The organism is Ralstonia mojiangensis (genome assembly GCF_023955645.1).
Classification (GTDB): domain Bacteria; phylum Pseudomonadota; class Gammaproteobacteria; order Burkholderiales; family Burkholderiaceae; genus Ralstonia; species Ralstonia mojiangensis.
In genome coordinates this window covers 107,820-126,504 of the sequence record NZ_JAMXHU010000002.1, presented here as the reverse complement: position 1 = coordinate 126,504, position 18,685 = coordinate 107,820, and the positions used below count along the sequence as shown (strand labels likewise).

The window sequence follows — 18,685 nt, the reverse complement described above, 5'->3', positions numbered from 1 at the left end:
CCCCGTATAATACCCGACCGAGTTTCGCCACGAGCGAGCGCCGGCCCCGTCCAGGCCGCGTCCGACGGCGGAATTGACCGCAGTACTGACTGATTTTGTGCCTGTGCGTGCCGTTGCGCGCGCGGCCCTGTTCCCGATCTGCATGACCGAACCGAACCGAGCCAGGAAAAACCGGCAGCGCGCTGCTGTTGCCGCGCCCGATCAGCGGCCCGCCAACCGGCGTGGCACGCTGGCATTGCGCCCGCTGGTGTTCGCGGTGGCCGGTGTCTGGACGGCGACGTCCGCGGCGCAGAGCGCGGACACCACGCAGGCGACGGCGCCTGCTGTTACCCCAGCCTCGTCGGTGACAGCGCTGGCCACGTCCGGCCCGACCACGCCTGGCGGCAGTCCGCTGGTGCCCAAGATGGCCGAGCCCGTCCAGCGACCGGACAACACTGTCCCCACATTTACCGCGGCCGACAAGATGGACGGCCGCACCAACGAAGACATCCATCTGCGCGGCAATGGCGAATTGCGCCGCAACGGTTCGGTGCTCAAGGGCGACACGCTTGACTACAACCAGGACACCGACGTTGCGACCGCCACTGGCAACGTGCGTCTGTTCAAGGGCGGCACGCTCGTCACCGGGCCGGATGCCAAGCTCAAAGTCACCGCCAACGAAGGCACCCTCAGCACGCCGACCTACGAGTTCCACTCGACCGGTGGCCGTGGCACCGCAGACCGCATCGACTTTATCGACAAGGACAACAGCCGCATCACGCGCGGTACGTACACCACGTGCTCGCCCGACAACGTCGACTGGTACTTCAGCGCGAGCCGCATCGACATCGACAGCGACCGCCAGGTCGGCACTGGCCGCAACGGCGTACTGCACTTCTTCGGCGTGCCGGTGTTTGCCGCGCCGATCATGGACTTCCCGCTCAATGACGACCGTCGCAGCGGCTTCCTGGCACCGGTCTTCGGCTACAACAGCCGCAGCGGGACAGACATTACGCTGCCCTATTACTTCAACATCGCGCCGAATCGCGATCTGACGTTGTACCCCCGTCTGCTGAGCCAGCGTGGCCTGCAGCTTGGCGCCGAATACCGCTATCTCGATACGTCGTACAGCGGCGTCCTGCGCGGCGAATTCCTGCCCGATGATCGTGAGGCAGGTCGCAACCGCTGGTCGATTTCGGCGTTGCACACCCAGCGCCTGGCGCCTGGCCTGACCGGCTACATCAACTACAACAAGGTCTCCGATAACACCTACCCGGATGACCTGGGCCGCAGCATCGTCACGGCGACGCAGCGTCAGTACACCCAGGAAGGCGGGGTGACTTATTCGTTCGGCGACTGGGTTGCGTTGGCGCGTGTGCAGAAGTTCCAGACTCTGTCGACCGCCACAACGCCACTGGCAGCACCGTATGAGCGACTGCCGCAGTTGAGCCTGACCTATAACAAGTACGACCTTGGCGGCTTTGACGTTAATTTCCTGACCGATTACACCCGGTTCTCGATCCCAACGGCCAATACTGTCCAGGGCGAGCGGCTGTTCATGCAGCCGACGATCAGCTACCCGATCATCCGTCCGGGCTGGTACGTCACGCCGAAGTTCATCCTGAATACGACCGCATACCGTCTGGATCGTCCCGCAGGCGATACGCAGGACACGCAGATCAATCGCACGCTGCCCACGTTCTCGCTCGATTCGGGCATGACCTTTGAGCGCGATGCGCCGCTGGTCACCAAGCTGTTTGGCGTGAGCTACATCCAGACGCTGGAGCCACGCGTGTTCTACGTGTACACGCCGTATCGCGATCAGTCGCAGATTCCGTTGTTCGATACGGGTCAGTCGGACTACAACCTCGGCCAGATCTTTACGGAGAATCCGTACACCGGCTATGACCGAATTGCCGACAACAACAAACTGACGGCTGGCGTGACCACGCGTTTCATTGAGGCTGAGTCAGGCATTGAGCGCTTGCGGGCCACGATCGCGCAACGCATCGATTTTGAAGGACAGCGCGTGACGCTGGCGGGGGCGGCGCCGACGTCGGTGCGCCGCTATTCGGACCTTCTGGGCGCGACCACGATCCAGATGTTCCGCGGCATCTTCTTCGACACGAACCTTCAGTACAATCAGGACATCGATCGCATCATGCGCTCGACCGTGGCATTCAGCTGGAAGCCGGAAGCGAACAAGGTGATCAACCTCGGCTACCGCTATTACCGGCAAGACGCGAATACCGGTCAGCTTCCGCTGGAACAGGCCGATATCTCAACGCAGTGGCCGATCACGCGGCGCCTCTACGGCCTGGGCCGCGTCGGTTATGACCTGAACGCGCGCAAGCCGTCGGATATGCTGCTTGGCCTCGAGTATGTGGCGGACTGCTGGGTCGGCCGACTGGCGGTACAGCGCTACAGCAATGCGGTTTCAGGCTATACGACGCATATCTTTGCCCAGATCGAATTCAAGGGTTTGTCGAAGGTGGGGAACAATCCGATCGACGTGATTCGTCTGAACGTGCCCGGCTACCAGCCGGTGACCGCGCAGCCGATCACGCCGTCCGTGCTGGATCAATATGAATAACGACATCATGGCTTTCCAATCGACCGCTTTCGCCACGCGTGTGGCTCCTCTGGGCCGCTTGCGTGTCGCCACCAGCGTGCTGGTCGCGCTGATGGCGGGGACCACGCTGGCACCAGCCGTCTACGCGCAGCAGGCGCAATCGGCAAAAAAGAGCGCTCCTGTGCGTGGCATCTTCGCCAACCCGGGTTCGTCGCCAAGCCAGCCGCTGCTGCAGGGCACGCTGCCCGAGCCGACGGCTCCGGGCGCGCCGCGCAGCCAACTGGTCGATGAAGTGGTGGCCGTGGTCAACACTGACGTCATCACCCGCCGCGAACTGCTTAACCGCGCGGATCTGGTGGAGCGCACGTTCCGCGCACAGAACCGTCCGCTGCCGCCGCGCGCAGATATGCTCGGCGAAGTGCTTGAGCAACTGATCCTGGAGCGCGTGCAGGCGCAGACCGCCAAGGAAAGCGGCATCCGCGTGTCCGATGCCGATGTGGATCGTGCGGTGGAAAGCGTGGCCCAGCGCAACAATCTGTCCGTCCCGCAGCTCAAGAGCAAGCTGAAGGACGCCGGCATGACGTACGACAAGTACCGCGACGACCTGCGTCAGGAAATCCTGCTGGCTCGCCTGCGCGAGCGCGAGGTCGACTCCAAGGTGCAGGTCTACGACGGCGAGATCGATAACTATCTGGCGCAGCAGGGCGGCGGCACGGCCCCGGCTGGCGAGCAGCAATACAACGTCGCGCAGATTCTCGTGCCGGTCGCCGAAAGCGCCACGGATGCCGAGAAGGCCGCAGCACGCAGCAAGGCCGAAGCCCTGCTCAAACAAGCACTGGGCGGTGCGGATTTCGCCAAGCTGGCGCGTGACAATTCGGGCGCCCAGGATGCCTCGCAAGGCGGCGAACTTGGGCTGCGTCCGATCGGTCGCTTGCCGGCTGTGTTTGCCAACGCGGTGGTCGACATGAAGGCCGGCCAGGTGGCGAGCCAAGTGGTCGAAAGCCCGGCTGGTTATCACGTGATCAAGCTGTTGGAGAAGCGCGCACCGAGCACGGCGATTGCCGCCAAGGTGCAGCAGACGCAAGTGCGCCACATTCTGATCAAGACCGGTCCGACGATGTCGGCAGAAGACGCGCGCCGCCAGTTGGCGGGCCTGCGCGATCGGATCGTGCACGGCTATGACTTTGGCGACGCGGCTCGCCGGTATTCGCAGGACGGTTCGGCCGGTGCGGGTGGCGAACTGGGCTGGGTGTCACCGGGTCAGTTGGTGCCGGAATTCGAGCAGGCGATGAACCAGCTCAAGCCCGGTGATGTGTCGCAGCCGGTGCAGAGCCAGTTCGGTGTGCATCTGATCCAGGTGGAAGGTCGTCGCGAGGCAGAGGTGTCGGGAGACCGCCAGCGCGACTACGCACGTTCGGTGATCCGCGAGCAGAAGGTGCAGGCCGCCTATGAAGATTGGCTGCGTGAGCTGCGCGACTCGGCCCACGTGGAATACCGCGTGAACCGTCAGCAGTAAGCTACGGACATCCGCATCGCTCACGGCCGCCTGCGGGCGGCCGTGGCGTTTCTAGACCAACGGGAATCCATCGCAGGAAAGCGCTGCATGCTGAACATTGCCATCACCACCGGAGAACCTGCCGGTATCGGCCCCGATATCACCGTGGCTGCGTTGCTGCACTTGGCCCGACAGGCGTCGCCGCGTTACGCCGATGTGCAGTGGCACGTGATTGGCGATGCGGCATTGCTGCAGGCGCGCGCTGACGCGATCGGGCAGGGCGATTTCTGGCGTGTTGCCTCCACGGCGCTGACTATTGTGGAGCGCCCGCTGGGTGCGCCAGTGCGCGCTGGCGTGCTCGATGCAACCAACGGCCGCTATGTGCTCGGCCTGCTCGACGCGGCCATTGATGGCTGCCAGATTGGCACGGCGGACGGCGTCCGTTATGACGCGATGGTCACAGCACCGGTGCAGAAGAGCACGATCAACGACGCAGGCGTGCCGTTTACCGGCCATACCGAATACTTGGCAGAGCGCAGCCGCACGCCGCGCGTGGTGATGATGCTCGCTGGCCCGCAGCCGGCACACGACAACACCATGCTGCGCGTGGCGCTGGCCACGACGCATTTGCCGTTGCGCGAGGTGCCGGACGCTATCACACCCGCAGTGCTCGACGAAACGCTCGACATCGTGCAACGTGATTTGCGCACGCGCTTCGGCTTGACCGCGCCGCGCATTCTCGTGACGGGGCTGAATCCGCATGCGGGTGAATCAGGTCACCTCGGCCGCGAAGAGATCGAGGTGATCGAGCCGGCCATCGCGCGTGCGCGTGCGCGCGGAATCGATGCGCGCGGTCCGTATCCGGCCGACACGCTGTTCCAGCCGCGGCTTCTTACCGAGGCCGATTGCGTGCTGGCGATGTACCACGACCAAGGCTTGGCGCCGCTCAAGTACGGCACCTTCGGGCATGGCGTGAATATCACGCTGGGCCTGCCGTTCGTGCGCACGTCGGTGGACCACGGTACGGCGCTGGACTTGGCGGGCACGGGTCGCGCCGAGTTCGGCAGCATGATCGAGGCGATCGATACCGCCATCGCCATGGCGCGGCACAATGCACGTTCCTGAGTTTCTTCACCTTTTCGATTTCGAGTTCGCAATGGCACGATCCACGACCGGCGTTCACCAGGGGCACCAGGCCCGCAAGCGCTTCGGCCAGAACTTCCTGGTCGATGACGGCGTGATCCACGCCATCGTTGCCGCCATTGATCCAAAGCCCGACGACGTGCTCGTCGAAATCGGCCCGGGCCTCGGCGCGCTCACCGTGCCGCTCATGGAGCGCGTGCGCACGCTGCAGGTGGTCGAGCTGGACCGTGACCTCGTCGCGCGCTTGCAGAAGCGTTTCGGCGATCGGCTGATCGTGCATGCAGGCGATGCACTTGTGTTTGATTTCGGTTCGCTGGTGGAGCCGGACCGGCCGCTGCGCATCGTCGGTAACCTGCCGTACAACATCTCGAGCCCGCTGCTGTTCCATCTGGCCAGGTTCGCCGACCGCGTGCGCGATCAGCATTTCATGCTGCAGAAAGAGGTGGTCGACCGCATGGTGGCCGCGCCGGGCAGCAAGGCGTTCAGCCGGCTGTCGGTGATGCTGCAGGTGCGGTACTACATGGAGCTGGTGCTGGATGTGCCGCCGGGCTCGTTCAACCCGCCGCCCAAGGTGGATTCAGCGGTGGTGCGGATGATTCCCTGGCCAGCCGATAAATCGCCGTATGCGCCGGTCGACATGCGCGCGCTCGGCACGGTGGTGACGATGGCGTTTTCGCAGCGGCGCAAGGTGCTGCGCAACACGCTGGGCGCACTGCGCGATGTGATCGATTTTGAAGCGCTTGGCTTTGACCTGAGCCGCCGCGCAGAAGAAGTGCCGGTAGAAGATTTCGTGGCCGTGGCGAACGCGCTGCCGGCCAACCGCATCGCCGGCAGCGTTTCTAACCTTAGCGAAGATTGACGAGCAGGATGCCCGACAGCACGAGCGCCGCCGCCAGCGCAAACCGCAGGCCCACCGGCTCGTGCAACAGCAGCACGCCAAACGCCACGCCAAACAGCGGCGTCAGAAACGAGAACACTGACAACCGCGACGCCAGGTAGCGGCGCAGCAGCCAGAACCACGTCAGGTAACTGGCGAATGCGATCAGCACAGACTGGTAGGCAAGGCTCGCCAGCGCCGTGGGCGTGAGGTTCGCGGTAAAGGCCTGGCCGGTGCCGGCAGCCATCAACAACAGCAGCACGGCCGAGACGGCCAATTGGTACAGCAGCGTCTTCGCAGCCGGTGCTTCTGAGAGCTTGCTTGCCCGCACGACGATGGTCGTCGCGCCCCACAGCGCGCCCGCCACCACGCCCAGCGCGTCACCCAACGAGGTCGACGGCCCGGCCGCCGGGTGCAGGACACCATCGGCAAACGCCAGCACGATCCCCGCAAACGCAATGCCGATGCCCGTCCACTGCCGCGGGCGCAGGTGTTCGCCTGGCACAAAGAAGTGCAGGCCGAGCGCCGTGAAGATAGGCGCCGTGTAGAGGAACACCGCCATGCGCGAGGCGGTTGTGTAGCCCAGGCCGATGAAGATGCACAGGAACTCGACGCCGAACAGCACGCCCGCCATCAGGCCACTGGCCAGCGTGCCGTCGCGCAACGAGAGGCACGTGCCGCGCCAGAGCGCAAATGCGAACACCAGGATCGACGCAATCGCCGAGCGCACGCCGGCCTGCATGACAGGGCCCACGTCGTGCGCCGCCACCTTGATGGCGACCTGCTGAAAGCCCCAGCACATGCACAGCACCACCATCAGGCCGATGGCGGTGCCGTCCAGCGGCCGGCGGATGGCGTCAGTGGCGGTTGCCATCGGGCATGGAGCGCGCCTGGATCAGCTCGATCTTGTAGCCGTCCGGATCTTCCACAAACGCAATGATGGTGCTGCCGCCCTTGACCGGGCCGGCTTCGCGCGTGACTTTGCCGCCCGCGTTGCGGATCTGGTCGCAGGCCTGCGCCGCGTTGTCGACCTCGATTGCAAGGTGGCCGAATGCTGAACCGAGGTCGTATTCGTTTACGCCGTAGTTGTAGGTCAGCTCGATGACGGTGTTGCCGGCCTCCGGGCCGTAGCCGACGAACGCGAGCGAGTATTTGTATTCGGGGTTGTCGCTGGTGCGCAGCAGCTGCATGCCGAGCACCTTGGTGTAGAAGTCGATCGATCGCTGCAGGTCGCCGACGCGCAGCATGGTGTGGAGCATTCGCATGGGATTTCCTTCCTTGGGGGACTGCGGAAGGCGATATTGTAGGAGGGTGTGGCGGAGCGTGCTGGCGAGGGTCTTTCTGCAGCCGCATCCCTCGTGCGCCGTTGCGGCGTGGGCGAGGCGGATCAGAAGGCCGGCAAGTATTCCGGTGGATGCGAGCGCAGTTGCTCCCGCGCCTCGCGAAACTCAGGGAAGATTGACTCAACCGTGTCCCAGAAGCGCGGGCTGTGGTTCATTTCCTTGAGATGCGCGAGCTCATGCGCAACCACGTAGTCGATCAGACTCAGCGGGAAATGCACAAGGCGCCAGTTCAGACGGATCTTGCCGTCGGCCGTGCAGCTGCCCCACCGCGTGGCGGCGGACGACAACGCATACGCGCTATGCCGCACGCCCAGGCGCTCGGCATACACTTCGAGCCGCTCTCCGAAGAGGCGTCGCGCTTGCGTCTGCAGCCAGCCTTGCACGCGGTCCTTGATCTGTTGCTCGGTGGTGGTGGGCGGCAGGCCCAGGTGCAGCACGCCGGTGTCGGCATCGAACATCAACGCGCCGATCGGTGACTCCAGCTTGAGCGTGATCGTCTTGCCGAGGAAGGGCAGCGCAGCGCCGTCTTGCCACTCCATCGGCGGCAGCATGCGGCGTGCGGCGTTCGTGCGCCATTCGGCCAGCTTGGCGAAGATCCACTTCTGCTTTTCGGCGATGGCGTGTTCGATCTCGGCCAGTGTGACCCAGCGTGGCGCCGTGATCGACAAGCCGCGATCATCGATGACAAAGCCGATAGTGCGCCGCGACGAACGCTTGAGGTTATAGATGAGCGCGCGCTCGCCCAGCGTCAGACGGCGCTGGTTGGGGCCGAGCGGTGCGGTGGAAAAGTCGAGTGCGGGTGGGGCGAGGAGGGACGCGTCAGGCGGCTGCGAAGGCGACGGGGCCTCAGGCGCGAGCAGCGGCAGCTCAAGCTGGACGCTGTCGGCGGGGGTGGGCGAAGTCGGTGGGCGCAGCAGTTTCATGCGTGCTCGCGGTAGCTATCGGCGTCGATTCTACGCATTTCTGTTTCGATCCACGCTTCGACTTCGCGGTTGAGCTCGTCGCTGGTCTTGCCAGCGCTCGGAATGGCCGGCCCGACCGACAGGGTGATCAAGCCCGGATGCTTCAGGAACGAATTGCGCGGCCACACGCGGCCGGAGTTGTGCGCGATGGGGATGACCCATGCGCCGGTATCGACGGCAAAGCGCGCGCCGCCGCTCTTGTAGCGCGGTTTCGGGTCGCCCGAGCGCGTGCGCGTGCCTTCCGGAAACATGATCACCCATGCGCCATCTGCAAGGCGCTCCTTGCCCTGGCGCGCGACCGAGGTGAACGCATTGGCGCCGTCCTTGCGGTTGATGTGCACCATCTTGAGCATGCCGAGCGCCCATCCGAAGAACGGCACATACAGCAGTTCGCGCTTGAAGACGTAGCACAGCGGGCGTGGCATGGTCGCAACATAGGCCATGGTTTCCCACGCTGACTGATGCTTGGAAAGCAGTACCACCTGCTTGTTGGTGGCGACGGCTTCCTCGATGTGCTCCCAGCCCTGGTATTGCCAACGGATGCCGAGCAGCCAGCGCGCCATCCAGATTGCAGACTTCGTCCAGCCGGACACCATCCAGAAACGGCGGTGCGGGTTCATGAACGGAAAGACGATGAAGCAGGCCACCGCGTAAATCGGTGTCCAGACGATCAGGAAAACCAGGTACAGCAGCGAACGGATAAAAGTCATTGGGGGCGAATTCAAGGGGCGCGCGTGGGCGTGCCCTGGGGCGCAGGGGATAGCAGCGCACGCGCAAACGCACGCAGGTCCTGATGAATCTGGGTGCCTGGGGGCAGGTCACCGGCATCGCGGGTCTTGACGCCTTTGCCGGTCAGTACGAGGTGAGGTACGGCACCAACTTCGACACCGGCTTGCAGGTCGCGCAGGGAGTCACCCACGACTGGCACGCCCGTCAGGTCCATGTCGAAGCGGCGTGCAATCTCGCGGAGCATGCCGGACTTGGGCTTGCGGCACTCGCACGCATCGGCGGCGGTGTGCGGGCAGAAGAAGACGGCATCGACGCGCCCGCCGTAGGTGGCGAGCGCCTTGTACATCTTCTCGTGCATGGCGTTGAGCGCGGCGGCCTCGAACAGGCCGCGCCCGATGCCCGACTGGTTGGTTGCCACCACCACCTGGTAGCCGGCCTGGTTCAGCTCGGCAATGGCTTCCAGGCTGCCGTCGAGGGCGATCCACTCGTCAGGCGACTTGATGAACTGGTCGCTGTCGTGGTTGATGACGCCATCGCGGTCGAGAATCACCAGTTTGGGAACATGGGGCATGGTGGGCTCCGAACGGTGCTTGGGGTGCCGATCAGGCGGCCAGCTTGGAGATGTCCGCGACGCGGTTCATCAAGCCGTGCAGTTCACCCAGCAGCGCGAGGCGGTTGTCGCGCAGCGCGGTGTCGTCGGCCATCACCATCACGCCGTCAAAGAAGGTGTCGACCGCTTCGCGCAGGCCGGCCAGCGTCTTGAGCGCGGTGGTGAAATCGCCGCGTGCGAAGGCATCGTGCACCTGCGGCTCCGACGAGGCCACCGCCTGGTGCAGGGCGCGCTCAGCGTCTTCCTTGAGCAGTTGCGGCTGCACGGCACCAATGGCCACGTCGGTCTTCTTCAGGATGTTGGTGATGCGCTTGTTGGCGGCGGCCAGCGCTTCTGCCTGCGGCAGGGCAGCAAAGGCGCGCACGGCTTCGAGGCGCGCGACGATGTCGTCCAGACGCTGCGGGCGCTGGCTGACCACGGCTTCCACCTCGTTGGTGCTGTAGCCCTTGTCCTTCAGGTAGCCGCGCAGGCGGTCGTACAGGAAGTCGGAGATGGCGGCCAGGTCCGGCTTGACGGCCGCGATGCCATCGAAGCTGGCGGCGGCAATCTGCAGCGCATCGTCGATCGTGAGAACGAGCGGCTTCTCAATCAGCATGCGCAGGATGCCCAGCGCGTGGCGGCGCAGCGCGAACGGATCTTTCTCACCCGTGGGTTGCAGGCCGATGCCCCAGATGCCAACCAGCGTTTCCAGCTTGTCGGCCAATGCCACCGCGGTACCGGTGGCGGTGCTGGGCAACGCGTCACCGGCAAAGCGCGGTTGGTAGTGTTCGGAGCAGGCCAGCGCCACGTCGTCGGGTTCGCCGTCGTGGCGGGCGTAGTAGGTGCCCATCGTGCCCTGCAGCTCGGGGAACTCGCCCACCATGTCGGTCAGCAGATCGGCCTTGGCCAGCAACGCGCCGCGCGAGGCGTGTGCCACATCCGCACCGAGCTTCTCGGCCAGTTGGCCTGCGATGGCCTGCAGGCGCGACACGCGCTCAAGCTGCGTGCCGATCTTGTTGTGATAGACCACGCGCGAAAGCAACGGCACACGATCGGCCAGCGGCTTTTTCTTGTCCTGTTCGAAGAAGAAGCGGGCGTCGGCCAGGCGCGGGCGGACCACACGTTCGTTGCCTTGAATGATGGCCTCGGGCGTGCCCGTGGCGATGTTCGAGACGATCAGGAAGCGGTTGCGCAGGTGCCCTTGTGCATCGGTCAGTGCAAAGTACTTCTGGTTGGTCTGCATGGTCAGGATCAGGCACTCCTGCGGCACGGCGAGGAACGCTTCCTCGAAATGGCAGGGGTAGACCACGGGCCATTCGACCAGCGCGTTCACTTCATCCAGCAGCGCTTCGGGCATGACCACCGTATCGGCGCCGGCCGTCTTGAGCAGCTCGGCGCGGATGGCTTCCTTGCGCTTGCCATAGCCGGCAATGACTTTGCCCTGCGATTCCAGCGTGCTCGCATACGACGTGGCGTTTTGGATGACGATTTCGCCGGCCGACAGGAAACGGTGGCCCAGCGTCACGTTGCCAGCTTGCAGGCCAAATGCGCTGACCGGGATGACTTCGCTGTCGAGCAGCGCGATCAGCTTGTGTGCGGGGCGCACGAACTGAACGTTCTCGCCGTTCGGGCGCTGATACGTCATCACCTTCGGGATCGGAAGGTTGGCGATGGTCTGCGACAGTGCCGTCTGCAGGCCGTCGGCCAGCACGGCGCCGCGCGCGGTATAGCGATAGAACAGCGCTTCGGCCTTGCCGTCAGGCGCGCGTTCGAGCGATTCAGGGGCGATGGCGTCCACGCCCACGGTCTTGGCCAGTGCAGCCAGCTTCTTGACGAGCGGCGCGGCGGGCTTGCCCTCGGCATCGAAGGCGACCGTCACGGGCAGCACTTTCTCGCGCAGTTCGCGATCGGGCGCGGTGCGGCGCACGCCGGTGATCGATGCGGCCAAGCGGCGCGGCGTGGCAAAACCTTCCACGGCGGCGCCCTCTTCGAGCAGGCCTTGCGCCGACAGACCGTCAAACAGGCCGCGCGCAAACGCCTCGCCCAGGCGGGCCAGCGCCTTGGGCGGCAGTTCTTCGGTCAGCAGTTCGATCAGGAGGGTGGACATAGCGTTTGAATCGGTGACGTCGTTGTTCTGCGCCGCAGGGTGTTCAGATCAGGTGCGGCGGTACGTTGTGTGGTTCGGTTCAGTGATCAGCAGGGCGAGCCGGGCACGGGCTCCACGCCCGAGAGCAGCCACACGCCGTTCTGCTGCTGGAACTGCAATTGCGTGCCGGCGCACTGGCCCGGCGGCGGAGGCGGTGCAATCGGGGCAGGCGTGGTGCCGGGCGCGGCCGCGTCACGGCGCAGGAACCGCGCAGACAACAAGCCGCGTCGCGCGTCGTAGCGCACCTCTTGCAGCGTGCCGGACACGTTGAATTCCAGACGGCTCGGCAGTTGCCCTGCCGAGCGGAACACGCGCACACGGCGCTGTGCCTTTGCGCCGGTGCCTTGCCACTCCACCCACGTGAGCGGGAAGCGCAGGGCCGTCGCATACGTGCGCAACGGTACGCGATGCCAGCCGAGGTCACGCGCGCCGGAGAGGTCGCAGGCCATCGTGCGCACCAGGCTCGTCCATTGATCGATCGATGGCGGCGGCGGCGTCCAGGCCGTGGTCAGCGCTTGCTGCAGCGGCTTGGAATCGGCCACGCAAAGCTGCGTCAGGGTGCTGGGCACGACAAAAACCTTCTCCGTCGATGCCGCCTTGGACGTGCGATGCCGCGCCGCTTGCGCGACACTCGCCGGTAGCGCCAGCGCGGCGATGGACGCTGCCGTCAGCAGCGCCAGGCCACGCCGTGCTCGGTTGGCCGTCATGCGGCCTCCGTGGTCTTGGCGGCGGCAGCGGCTGTGCCGCACATCGGAAAGCCGAGGCGTTCGCGCGAATCGTAGTAAGCCTGCGCGACCAGGCGCGACAAATTGCGGATGCGGCCGATGTAGGCCGCGCGCTCCGTCACCGAAATGGCGCCGCGTGCGTCCAGCAGGTTGAAGGTGTGGCCGGCCTTGAGCACTTGCTCGTAGGCCGGCAGGGCCAGTTGCACGACAGGTGCGTCGCCCTCGGCAGCGGCATCACCTTCTGCGCGCACGCCCATCAGGCGCTTGGCTTCGGCTTCGTGCTCGGCAAAGCGGCGGAACAGCACCGTCGTGTCGGCTTGTTCGAAGTTGTAGGTCGATTGCTCGACTTCGTTCTGGTGATAGACGTCGCCGTAGGTCAGGCGGCGCTTCACGGAGCCGTTCGGGCCCGGCTCTTCCCACTCCGTCCAGACCAGGTCGTAGATGTTCTCGACCTGCTGCAGGTACATCGCCAAGCGCTCGATGCCGTAGGTGATCTCACCGGTCACGGGCTTGCAGTCCAGGCCGCCGACTTGCTGGAAGTACGTGAACTGCGTGACCTCCATGCCGTTGAGCCACACCTCCCAGCCGAGGCCCCAGGCGCCGAGCGTGGGGTTTTCCCAGTCGTCTTCGACGAAGCGCACATCGTTCTGCTTGAGGTCCAGGCCCAGCGCTTCCAGCGAGCCGAGGTACAGGTCGAGGATGTTTTCCGGCGCGGGCTTCAACACCACCTGATATTGGTAGTAGTGCTGCAGGCGGTTCGGATTCTCGCCGTAGCGGCCGTCCTTGGGGCGGCGCGACGGTTGCACGTAGGCGGCACGCCACGGCTCCGGGCCGATCGCGCGCAGGAAGGTGTGCACGTGCGACGTGCCCGCGCCGACTTCGAGGTCGATCGGTTGCAGCAGGGCGCAGCCCTGGGCGTCCCAGTACGACTGCAGCTTGAGAATGAGTTGCTGGAAGGTAAGCATGGTGGTACCCGTTGGTCCGCGGCGGCACGGAACGTGCGTTGCGCCGCGCGACGGTGGAATGCAGCGGCGGGCACGGGAAGCGCCTGGCTCCCTGCCCGCCGTAAAACGTTGAATTTTAGCGTTTTTTGTCAGCGACTCCGGAAAGTGGCTCGAAAGCCCTCCGGACGCTGAACGATCAATCTGCCGAAGCCCGGCGGCGGCGCACGAATGCCACCAGCAGAACCAGCGCGCCCAGGCCCAGCGCGGGCGCGTTGCCGGTCCGCACGAATGGCGTCAGGCCTTGCGTGCCTTGCACGTCAGTCTGCAATGTGCCAAGCGTGAAGACGGGCAGACGGGCCTGTACGCTGCCGTCGGGCCGCACCACTGCGGTCGCCCCCGTGTTGGTGGCGCGCAGCATCGGACGGCCCGTTTCCAGCGCGCGCATGCGGGAGATCTGCAGGTGCTGGTCCAGCGCGATCGTGTCGCCAAACCATGCAAGATTCGTCACGTTCGCGAGCATCGTGGCGGGCTGATCCGCATGCCGTAGCGATGCGGCAATTTCCTCGCCAAACAAATCCTCGTAGCAGATGTTGGGTGCGACACGCTGGTCGGCCACCGCCATGGGCGGCTGCACCGGCAGGCCGCGCCGGAAGTCGCCCAGCGGCATGTTCATCATGTTGACGAACCAGTGGAAACCGAAGGGGATGAACTCGCCGAAGGGCACGAGGTGGTGCTTGTTGTAGCGGTAGACGCCTTGGAATTGCGGGCCGACGCCGAACACGCTGTTGGTGTAGTCGACGCGCGAGTCCTCGCTGGCGGCTCCAAAGAGCACGCTTGAGCCGGTGGTATCCACATAGGTGCGGATGGCCAGCGCGATCTCCTGCGGCATCTCCTGAATCATGATCGGGAAGGCCGTCTCGGGCGTGACCACCAGTTGCGCGGGTTTTTCGGTGACCATCTTGGTGTACAGCTCCAGCGAGCGCTCGATGCCGGTCTGCTGGAACTTCACGTCTTGCGGCACATTGCCCTGCAAGAGGCGTACGGAGATCGGCTTGCCTGTCGGCTGCGTCCACGCAATGCCGTGCAGCGGCCAGCCGGCCACCAGCAGGAGCGCACCGGCGAGCCCCGCCAGCCAATGCAGGCGGCGCTCGGCCGCGACGCACAGCAGGCCGGCCAGCACGGCGGCGATCAGCACGATGCCGTAGACGCCCACCAGCGGCGCGTAGCCGGCCAGTGGGCCATCGGTGTGCGCGTAACCGCCGTTGATCCAGGGGAAGCCCGTCCAGACCGTGCCGCGCAGCCACTCCGTGACGGCCCATGCCGCGCCAAATACAAGCGCGGATGCGGTACCGGACCACCGTCCGCGTCGTGTTAGCCACTGCCATGCCCACACCGCCAGCGCCGGATGCAGCGCCAGATAGCCAGCGAACAGCAGCACGGCCAGCGCGGCCATCCATGCCGGCATGTCGCCGTAGACGTGCATGCTGATATAGAGCCACCAGACGCCGGACAGGAACCAGCCGAGCCCGAATGCATAGCCAACCCATGCCGCATCACGCAAGCGCGGGGCGCGCTGCACGAGCGCGGCCAGCCCCGTCAGCGAGAGGATCTGCAGCCACCACCAGTGGTTCGGCGCGAACGACAGCGTATGCATGACGCCAAGCAGCGCTGCCAGCGGCATCGCAAAACGCAGCCGCGCGAGCGGCACAGCTTGGGCGTCCTGCCGACGGGACGGTGCGGCAGGGGAAGAGAACTGAGCGGGCACGGAAGGATCAGGCGGGGTGGGAACCAGAAGTGTCGGCCGTGGCATTGCCGCCGGCCGGCGTGGTGAGGCGGCGCACGAGCAGCACCTGCACCTGGCGCGCATCGGCGCGCAGGACGTCGAATTGCAGCGTGCCCATGACGATCTTCTCGCCCCGGTGCGGCACGCGGCCCAGGTGGTTGGACAGCAGCCCGCCCACGGTATCGACGTCTTCGTCGGAGAAATGCGTGCCGAAGGCTTCGTTGAACTGGCTGATTTCGGTCAGCCCGCGCACGCGCATGTGGCCATCGGCGGTCGGCAGGATGTTGTCTTCTTCCTGGTCGAAGTCGTATTCGTCTTCGATGTCGCCGACGATTTGCTCGAGCACATCTTCGATGGTGATGAGGCCGGCCACGCCGCCATATTCGTCAACGACGATGGCGATGTGGTTGCGGTTGACGCGGAAGTCGCGCAACAGCACGTTCAGTCGCTTGGATTCGGGGATGAACACGGCCGGGCGCAGCATGTCGCGCACATCGAAGTCTGCGTCGGTGTAGAAGCGCAGCAGGTCCTTGGCGAGCAGGATGCCGATGATGTTGTCGCGGCTGCCCTCGTAGACGGGGAAGCGCGAATGCGCGGCTTCCTGCACGAAGGGAATGAACTCTGACGGCGCGTCGGCGATGTTGAGCGCGTCCATCTGCGCGCGCGGGATCATGATGTCGCGCGCACATAGATCTGAGACCTGGAAGACGCCTTCGATCATCGACAGGGAGTCGGCGTCGATCAGGCTGCGCGCATGGGCGTCTTGGAGGATTTCGAGCAGCTCGGCCCGCGATTCGGGCTCGGGCGAGATGAGGTCGGTCAGGCGTTCCAGCAGCGTACGGGGTTTGTCGGCTGGCTTCGGACTGGGATACGGATCATTCATGGCGCGGTCGCGCGTCGTTAAACATCGGCCCAGCATACACCAAAAGCCCTGCCGCCCCGATGACGCGGGGTGGCCGCCCAGCCTCCGGAAGTGCGTTTTATTTCACATCTGGAGGCCGGGTTCGGGCGCGTTAAGGACGGACCTTCTGCCGAAGGGGGAGCGGTCAGTCGCGTCCGCCGTCGCCGCCGCGTTGTTGGCCGTTGTCGTGCGTGTTGCTGCCATCGTTGCCCTGATGATTGTCGTTCTGGCCCGGGCCGCCTTCGCCCTGACCATGATGCTGGCTGTGCCCGCCAGAGCCGTCGCCGTCGCCGCCATGATCGTGGTCACCGCCGTGGTTGCCCTTGCCGCCATGGTCGTGATCGTCACCGTGATTGCCGTCGCCGCCATGGCCGTGATCACCGCCGTGGTTGCCCTTGCCGCCATGGTCGTGATCGCCACCGTGATTGCCGTCGCCGCCATGATCGTGGTCACCGCCGTGATTGCCATTTCCACCATGGTCGTGATCACCACCGTGATGTCCGCCGTGATCATGATCGTGGTCGTGATCATGGTGGTGCCCGTGATGGTGACCGCCTCCGTGGCAACTTCCGCACGGCGATGGGACTGGCGATGGGCTCGGCGTTGGCGTCGGCGTTGGGGCTGGTGTCGGTGTTGGACTCGGGCTCGGCGATGGAGCGGGCGACGGGCTTGGCCCGGGGCTCGGTGTTGGCGTCGGCGTCGGCGTGGGGCCGGGGCTGGGCGATGCGCCGGGTGCGGGGGCCGGTGTGGGGCTGGGCTTGGAGGGCGGCGGCGTGTTGTTGCCGTTGGGTGGCGGCGCCTCGTTGTTGCTCGTCGGCGTGGTTGCGGCCGGTGCCGGGTCTGCAGGACGCGAATTGCTGTGATACCGGCCCAGCGTGCTCGCGCCACCGTAGGCCGTCCAGCGTCCGGCGATTTCCATGTCAACGCCCGCGAGCCAATGGTCGCCCGTGGCGCCGACGCCCACCAGTGCCTTGCTGCTCGCGAAGTCGTAGCCGCCGCCAATGAGCGCCTGCACGCTCGTGCTGCCCACCACCGCCTGCAAGCGCGGCCGGATGGTGCCTTGAGCGACCATCAGGTTCACCTCGGCGCCGACCACGTTGTTGCTGTCGGAGATGTTGACGGTGCGGCAACCGACCACTGCGCCCGGATGCCACGCGCCGTCGAACACGACGACGATGCCCGCATAGCACGATTGCTTGTGATCAGCGTGTGCGATGCGTGGCGTGACTGCCAGCGCCGTGCCGACACCCACGCCCAGCAGCAGCGTGGCCCACGGAATGCTGTCCATGAAGCGTTGACGCATGATGACCTCCCCGCATGGCCTTGCCCGTCTGTGCGCGGGCTGGCCGATGGCGCTCGTTTGCGCCGAATTCGTGAAGCGCGCTCGAGTGGCGGCTTATGCGTGGAGGATAGAAATCGCTACGGCAAAACCCATGCGCCATAAGGAGAGCGGCGGGGGTTCCGGATGGCCGACGGCCTGTGCGACGTGTATGCGCGATTCGAACGGCGCGAGCATGCGCCGAATGGCGGAGAAAAACCCGTAAACCGTTGTCAGGACTGGATTTTTCTCAATGCGGGTTGATTCAGTGTTGAAACGGCATGCTGCAAGAATGGAACATGCAAAAGCAAAACGCCGGCGCGAGGCCGGCGTTTGAACATCAAGCGCGTTGCGCTTTAACGAGCTGCATACGGATCGGCAAAACCGAGGTCGCGAAGGATCTCCGTTTCGATGCCTTCCATTTCCTTTGCATCGGCCGCGTCTTCGTGGTCGTAGCCTTGGGCGTGCAGCGCGCCATGCACGATCAGATGCGCGTAGTGCGCGGGCAGCGGCTTCTTCTGTTCCTTCGCTTCCTTTTCGACCACCGCGCAGCACAGCACGATGTCGGCAGAGACCGGGTCTTCCTCGCTCTCCGCGTACGAGAAGGTCAGCACGTTGGTGGCGTAGTCCTTGCCGCGGTAGGTGCGGTTGAGCGTGCGGCCTTCTTCTTCGCCGACAAAGCGCACGTTGAGCTGCGCATCGGCAAACAGGGCAGGGGCGATCCACGCTTCAATGTCGCGTTCCTTCGGCAATGCCTTGCGAGCGGCAGCCTTGAGTTCATCGCCGTATTGCACCGTCAGGTCGAGCGTGAGCATCTCGGCGCCGGCAGTGTCGTCATCGAAGGCTTCTTCCTTGGAGTCGGCTAACTCAGCGGCCTGGGTTTCGATGCGCAACGTGATGCTGTCGTGGTGCTCGGGGCGCAGCGAGAGCATGGCGTGCATGTCGGCGTCGGCGTGCTCGGCAACCAGGGTGATTGGCCCGTCCACGGTATTCGGCAGACCGAGGATCAGGCTACGACCATCGGCAAATGCGATGCGCAGCGCGCTGGCGTCGACCGTCTTGGGTTTGCCTTGGGCGTCAAACACGTCGACGCGCGGGCCGAATGACTCGGCCGCCGTGGGTTGGGTCTTCTTGGGTTTTGCTTTGGTATCGGTCTTTGCTTTAGCCACGTTCAGGCGT

16 protein-coding genes are annotated in these 18,685 nt (G+C 65.1%); 4 read left to right on the top strand and 12 right to left on the bottom strand.

What is annotated here, in order from left to right; translation table 11 throughout:
- Positions 1–142 precede the first annotated feature (142 nt).
- From NG898_RS07265 to rsmA, 4 genes are all read left to right on the top strand, one after another.
- The gene (locus tag NG898_RS07265) at positions 143–2,572 is read left to right on the top strand and encodes an LPS-assembly protein LptD (protein WP_252691722.1); all 2,430 of its coding nucleotides are present in this window, start codon (positions 143–145) and stop codon (positions 2,570–2,572) included.
- A complete protein-coding gene (locus NG898_RS07260) occupies positions 2,565–4,067 on the top strand; it encodes a peptidylprolyl isomerase (RefSeq protein ID WP_252691721.1) in 1,503 nt (500 codons plus the stop codon). Before NG898_RS07265 ends, NG898_RS07260 begins: the two co-directional genes overlap by 8 nt.
- Before the next feature lie 87 nt (positions 4,068–4,154).
- Entirely contained in the window at positions 4,155–5,171 is a 1,017-nt protein-coding gene (pdxA, locus tag NG898_RS07255) for a 4-hydroxythreonine-4-phosphate dehydrogenase PdxA (protein WP_252691720.1), read from the top strand.
- Positions 5,172–5,202: 31 nt separating this feature from the next.
- Positions 5,203–6,048, top strand: a complete 846-nt coding sequence (gene rsmA, locus NG898_RS07250) for a 16S rRNA (adenine(1518)-N(6)/adenine(1519)-N(6))-dimethyltransferase RsmA (RefSeq protein WP_252691719.1) — start codon at positions 5,203–5,205, stop codon at positions 6,046–6,048.
- Here the strand turns inward: rsmA and NG898_RS07245 are convergent.
- From NG898_RS07245 to ybeY, 12 genes are all read right to left on the bottom strand, one after another.
- Complete coding sequence (locus NG898_RS07245; protein ID WP_252691718.1) at positions 6,035–6,940, bottom strand: DMT family transporter; 906 nt, start codon at positions 6,938–6,940, stop codon at positions 6,035–6,037. The genes rsmA and NG898_RS07245 overlap by 14 nt on opposite strands.
- Positions 6,924–7,331 (bottom strand): lactoylglutathione lyase, encoded by a 408-nt coding sequence (gene gloA, locus NG898_RS07240; protein WP_252691717.1) that lies wholly within the window; start codon positions 7,329–7,331, stop codon positions 6,924–6,926. The genes NG898_RS07245 and gloA overlap by 17 nt, the downstream gene beginning before the upstream one ends.
- A gap of 122 nt (positions 7,332–7,453) precedes the next feature.
- The gene (locus NG898_RS07235) at positions 7,454–8,332 is read right to left on the bottom strand and encodes a M48 family metallopeptidase (RefSeq protein ID WP_252691716.1); all 879 of its coding nucleotides are present in this window, start codon (positions 8,330–8,332) and stop codon (positions 7,454–7,456) included.
- Positions 8,329–9,081, bottom strand: coding sequence for a lysophospholipid acyltransferase family protein (locus tag NG898_RS07230; protein ID WP_252691715.1), 753 nt, complete (start codon positions 9,079–9,081; stop codon positions 8,329–8,331). The genes NG898_RS07235 and NG898_RS07230 overlap by 4 nt, the downstream gene beginning before the upstream one ends.
- An 11-nt stretch (positions 9,082–9,092) precedes the next feature.
- Positions 9,093–9,671 carry a D-glycero-beta-D-manno-heptose 1,7-bisphosphate 7-phosphatase gene (gene gmhB / locus NG898_RS07225; RefSeq protein WP_252691714.1) on the bottom strand — a complete coding sequence of 193 codons (579 nt, stop codon included), beginning with the start codon at positions 9,669–9,671 and terminating at the stop codon, positions 9,093–9,095.
- A gap of 31 nt (positions 9,672–9,702) precedes the next feature.
- On the bottom strand, positions 9,703–11,796 hold the full coding sequence (glyS, locus tag NG898_RS07220; RefSeq protein ID WP_252691713.1) for a glycine--tRNA ligase subunit beta: 2,094 nt from the start codon (positions 11,794–11,796) through the stop codon (positions 9,703–9,705).
- Positions 11,797–11,882: 86 nt separating this feature from the next.
- Positions 11,883–12,542 (bottom strand): hypothetical protein, encoded by a 660-nt coding sequence (locus NG898_RS07215; RefSeq protein ID WP_252691712.1) that lies wholly within the window; start codon positions 12,540–12,542, stop codon positions 11,883–11,885.
- The gene (gene glyQ / locus NG898_RS07210) at positions 12,539–13,525 is read right to left on the bottom strand and encodes a glycine--tRNA ligase subunit alpha (protein WP_252691711.1); all 987 of its coding nucleotides are present in this window, start codon (positions 13,523–13,525) and stop codon (positions 12,539–12,541) included. The genes NG898_RS07215 and glyQ overlap by 4 nt, the downstream gene beginning before the upstream one ends.
- Before the next feature lie 175 nt (positions 13,526–13,700).
- A complete protein-coding gene (gene lnt / locus NG898_RS07205; RefSeq protein ID WP_252692495.1) occupies positions 13,701–15,212 on the bottom strand; it encodes an apolipoprotein N-acyltransferase in 1,512 nt (503 codons plus the stop codon).
- A gap of 64 nt (positions 15,213–15,276) precedes the next feature.
- Positions 15,277–16,170: an HlyC/CorC family transporter gene (locus NG898_RS07200; protein ID WP_252691710.1), complete on the bottom strand. Its 894-nt coding sequence runs from the start codon at positions 16,168–16,170 to the stop codon at positions 15,277–15,279.
- Between the two features lie 163 nt (positions 16,171–16,333).
- The gene (locus NG898_RS07195; RefSeq protein ID WP_252691709.1) at positions 16,334–17,491 is read right to left on the bottom strand and encodes a hypothetical protein; all 1,158 of its coding nucleotides are present in this window, start codon (positions 17,489–17,491) and stop codon (positions 16,334–16,336) included.
- Positions 17,492–17,862: 371 nt separating this feature from the next.
- Complete coding sequence (gene ybeY / locus NG898_RS07190; protein WP_252691708.1) at positions 17,863–18,675, bottom strand: rRNA maturation RNase YbeY; 813 nt, start codon at positions 18,673–18,675, stop codon at positions 17,863–17,865.
- Between the last annotated feature and the right edge of the window lie 10 nt (positions 18,676–18,685).

Coding starts and splice junctions, on each gene's coding strand:
- rsmA (WP_252691719.1), top strand. CDS start 5,203: ATGGCACGATCCACGACCGGCGTTCACCAGGGGCACCAGGCCCGCAAG.
- NG898_RS07265 (WP_252691722.1), top strand. CDS start 143: ATGACCGAACCGAACCGAGCCAGGAAAAACCGGCAGCGCGCTGCTGTT.
- glyQ (WP_252691711.1), bottom strand. CDS start 13,525: ATGCTTACCTTCCAGCAACTCATTCTCAAGCTGCAGTCGTACTGGGAC.
- gloA (WP_252691717.1), bottom strand. CDS start 7,331: ATGCGAATGCTCCACACCATGCTGCGCGTCGGCGACCTGCAGCGATCG.
- pdxA (WP_252691720.1), top strand. CDS start 4,155: ATGCTGAACATTGCCATCACCACCGGAGAACCTGCCGGTATCGGCCCC.
- NG898_RS07200 (WP_252691710.1), bottom strand. CDS start 16,170: ATGAATGATCCGTATCCCAGTCCGAAGCCAGCCGACAAACCCCGTACG.
- NG898_RS07195 (WP_252691709.1), bottom strand. CDS start 17,491: ATGCGTCAACGCTTCATGGACAGCATTCCGTGGGCCACGCTGCTGCTG.
- NG898_RS07235 (WP_252691716.1), bottom strand. CDS start 8,332: ATGAAACTGCTGCGCCCACCGACTTCGCCCACCCCCGCCGACAGCGTC.
- glyS (WP_252691713.1), bottom strand. CDS start 11,796: ATGTCCACCCTCCTGATCGAACTGCTGACCGAAGAACTGCCGCCCAAG.
- NG898_RS07230 (WP_252691715.1), bottom strand. CDS start 9,081: ATGACTTTTATCCGTTCGCTGCTGTACCTGGTTTTCCTGATCGTCTGG.
- NG898_RS07260 (WP_252691721.1), top strand. CDS start 2,565: ATGAATAACGACATCATGGCTTTCCAATCGACCGCTTTCGCCACGCGT.
- NG898_RS07215 (WP_252691712.1), bottom strand. CDS start 12,542: ATGACGGCCAACCGAGCACGGCGTGGCCTGGCGCTGCTGACGGCAGCG.
- NG898_RS07245 (WP_252691718.1), bottom strand. CDS start 6,940: ATGGCAACCGCCACTGACGCCATCCGCCGGCCGCTGGACGGCACCGCC.
- gmhB (WP_252691714.1), bottom strand. CDS start 9,671: ATGCCCCATGTTCCCAAACTGGTGATTCTCGACCGCGATGGCGTCATC.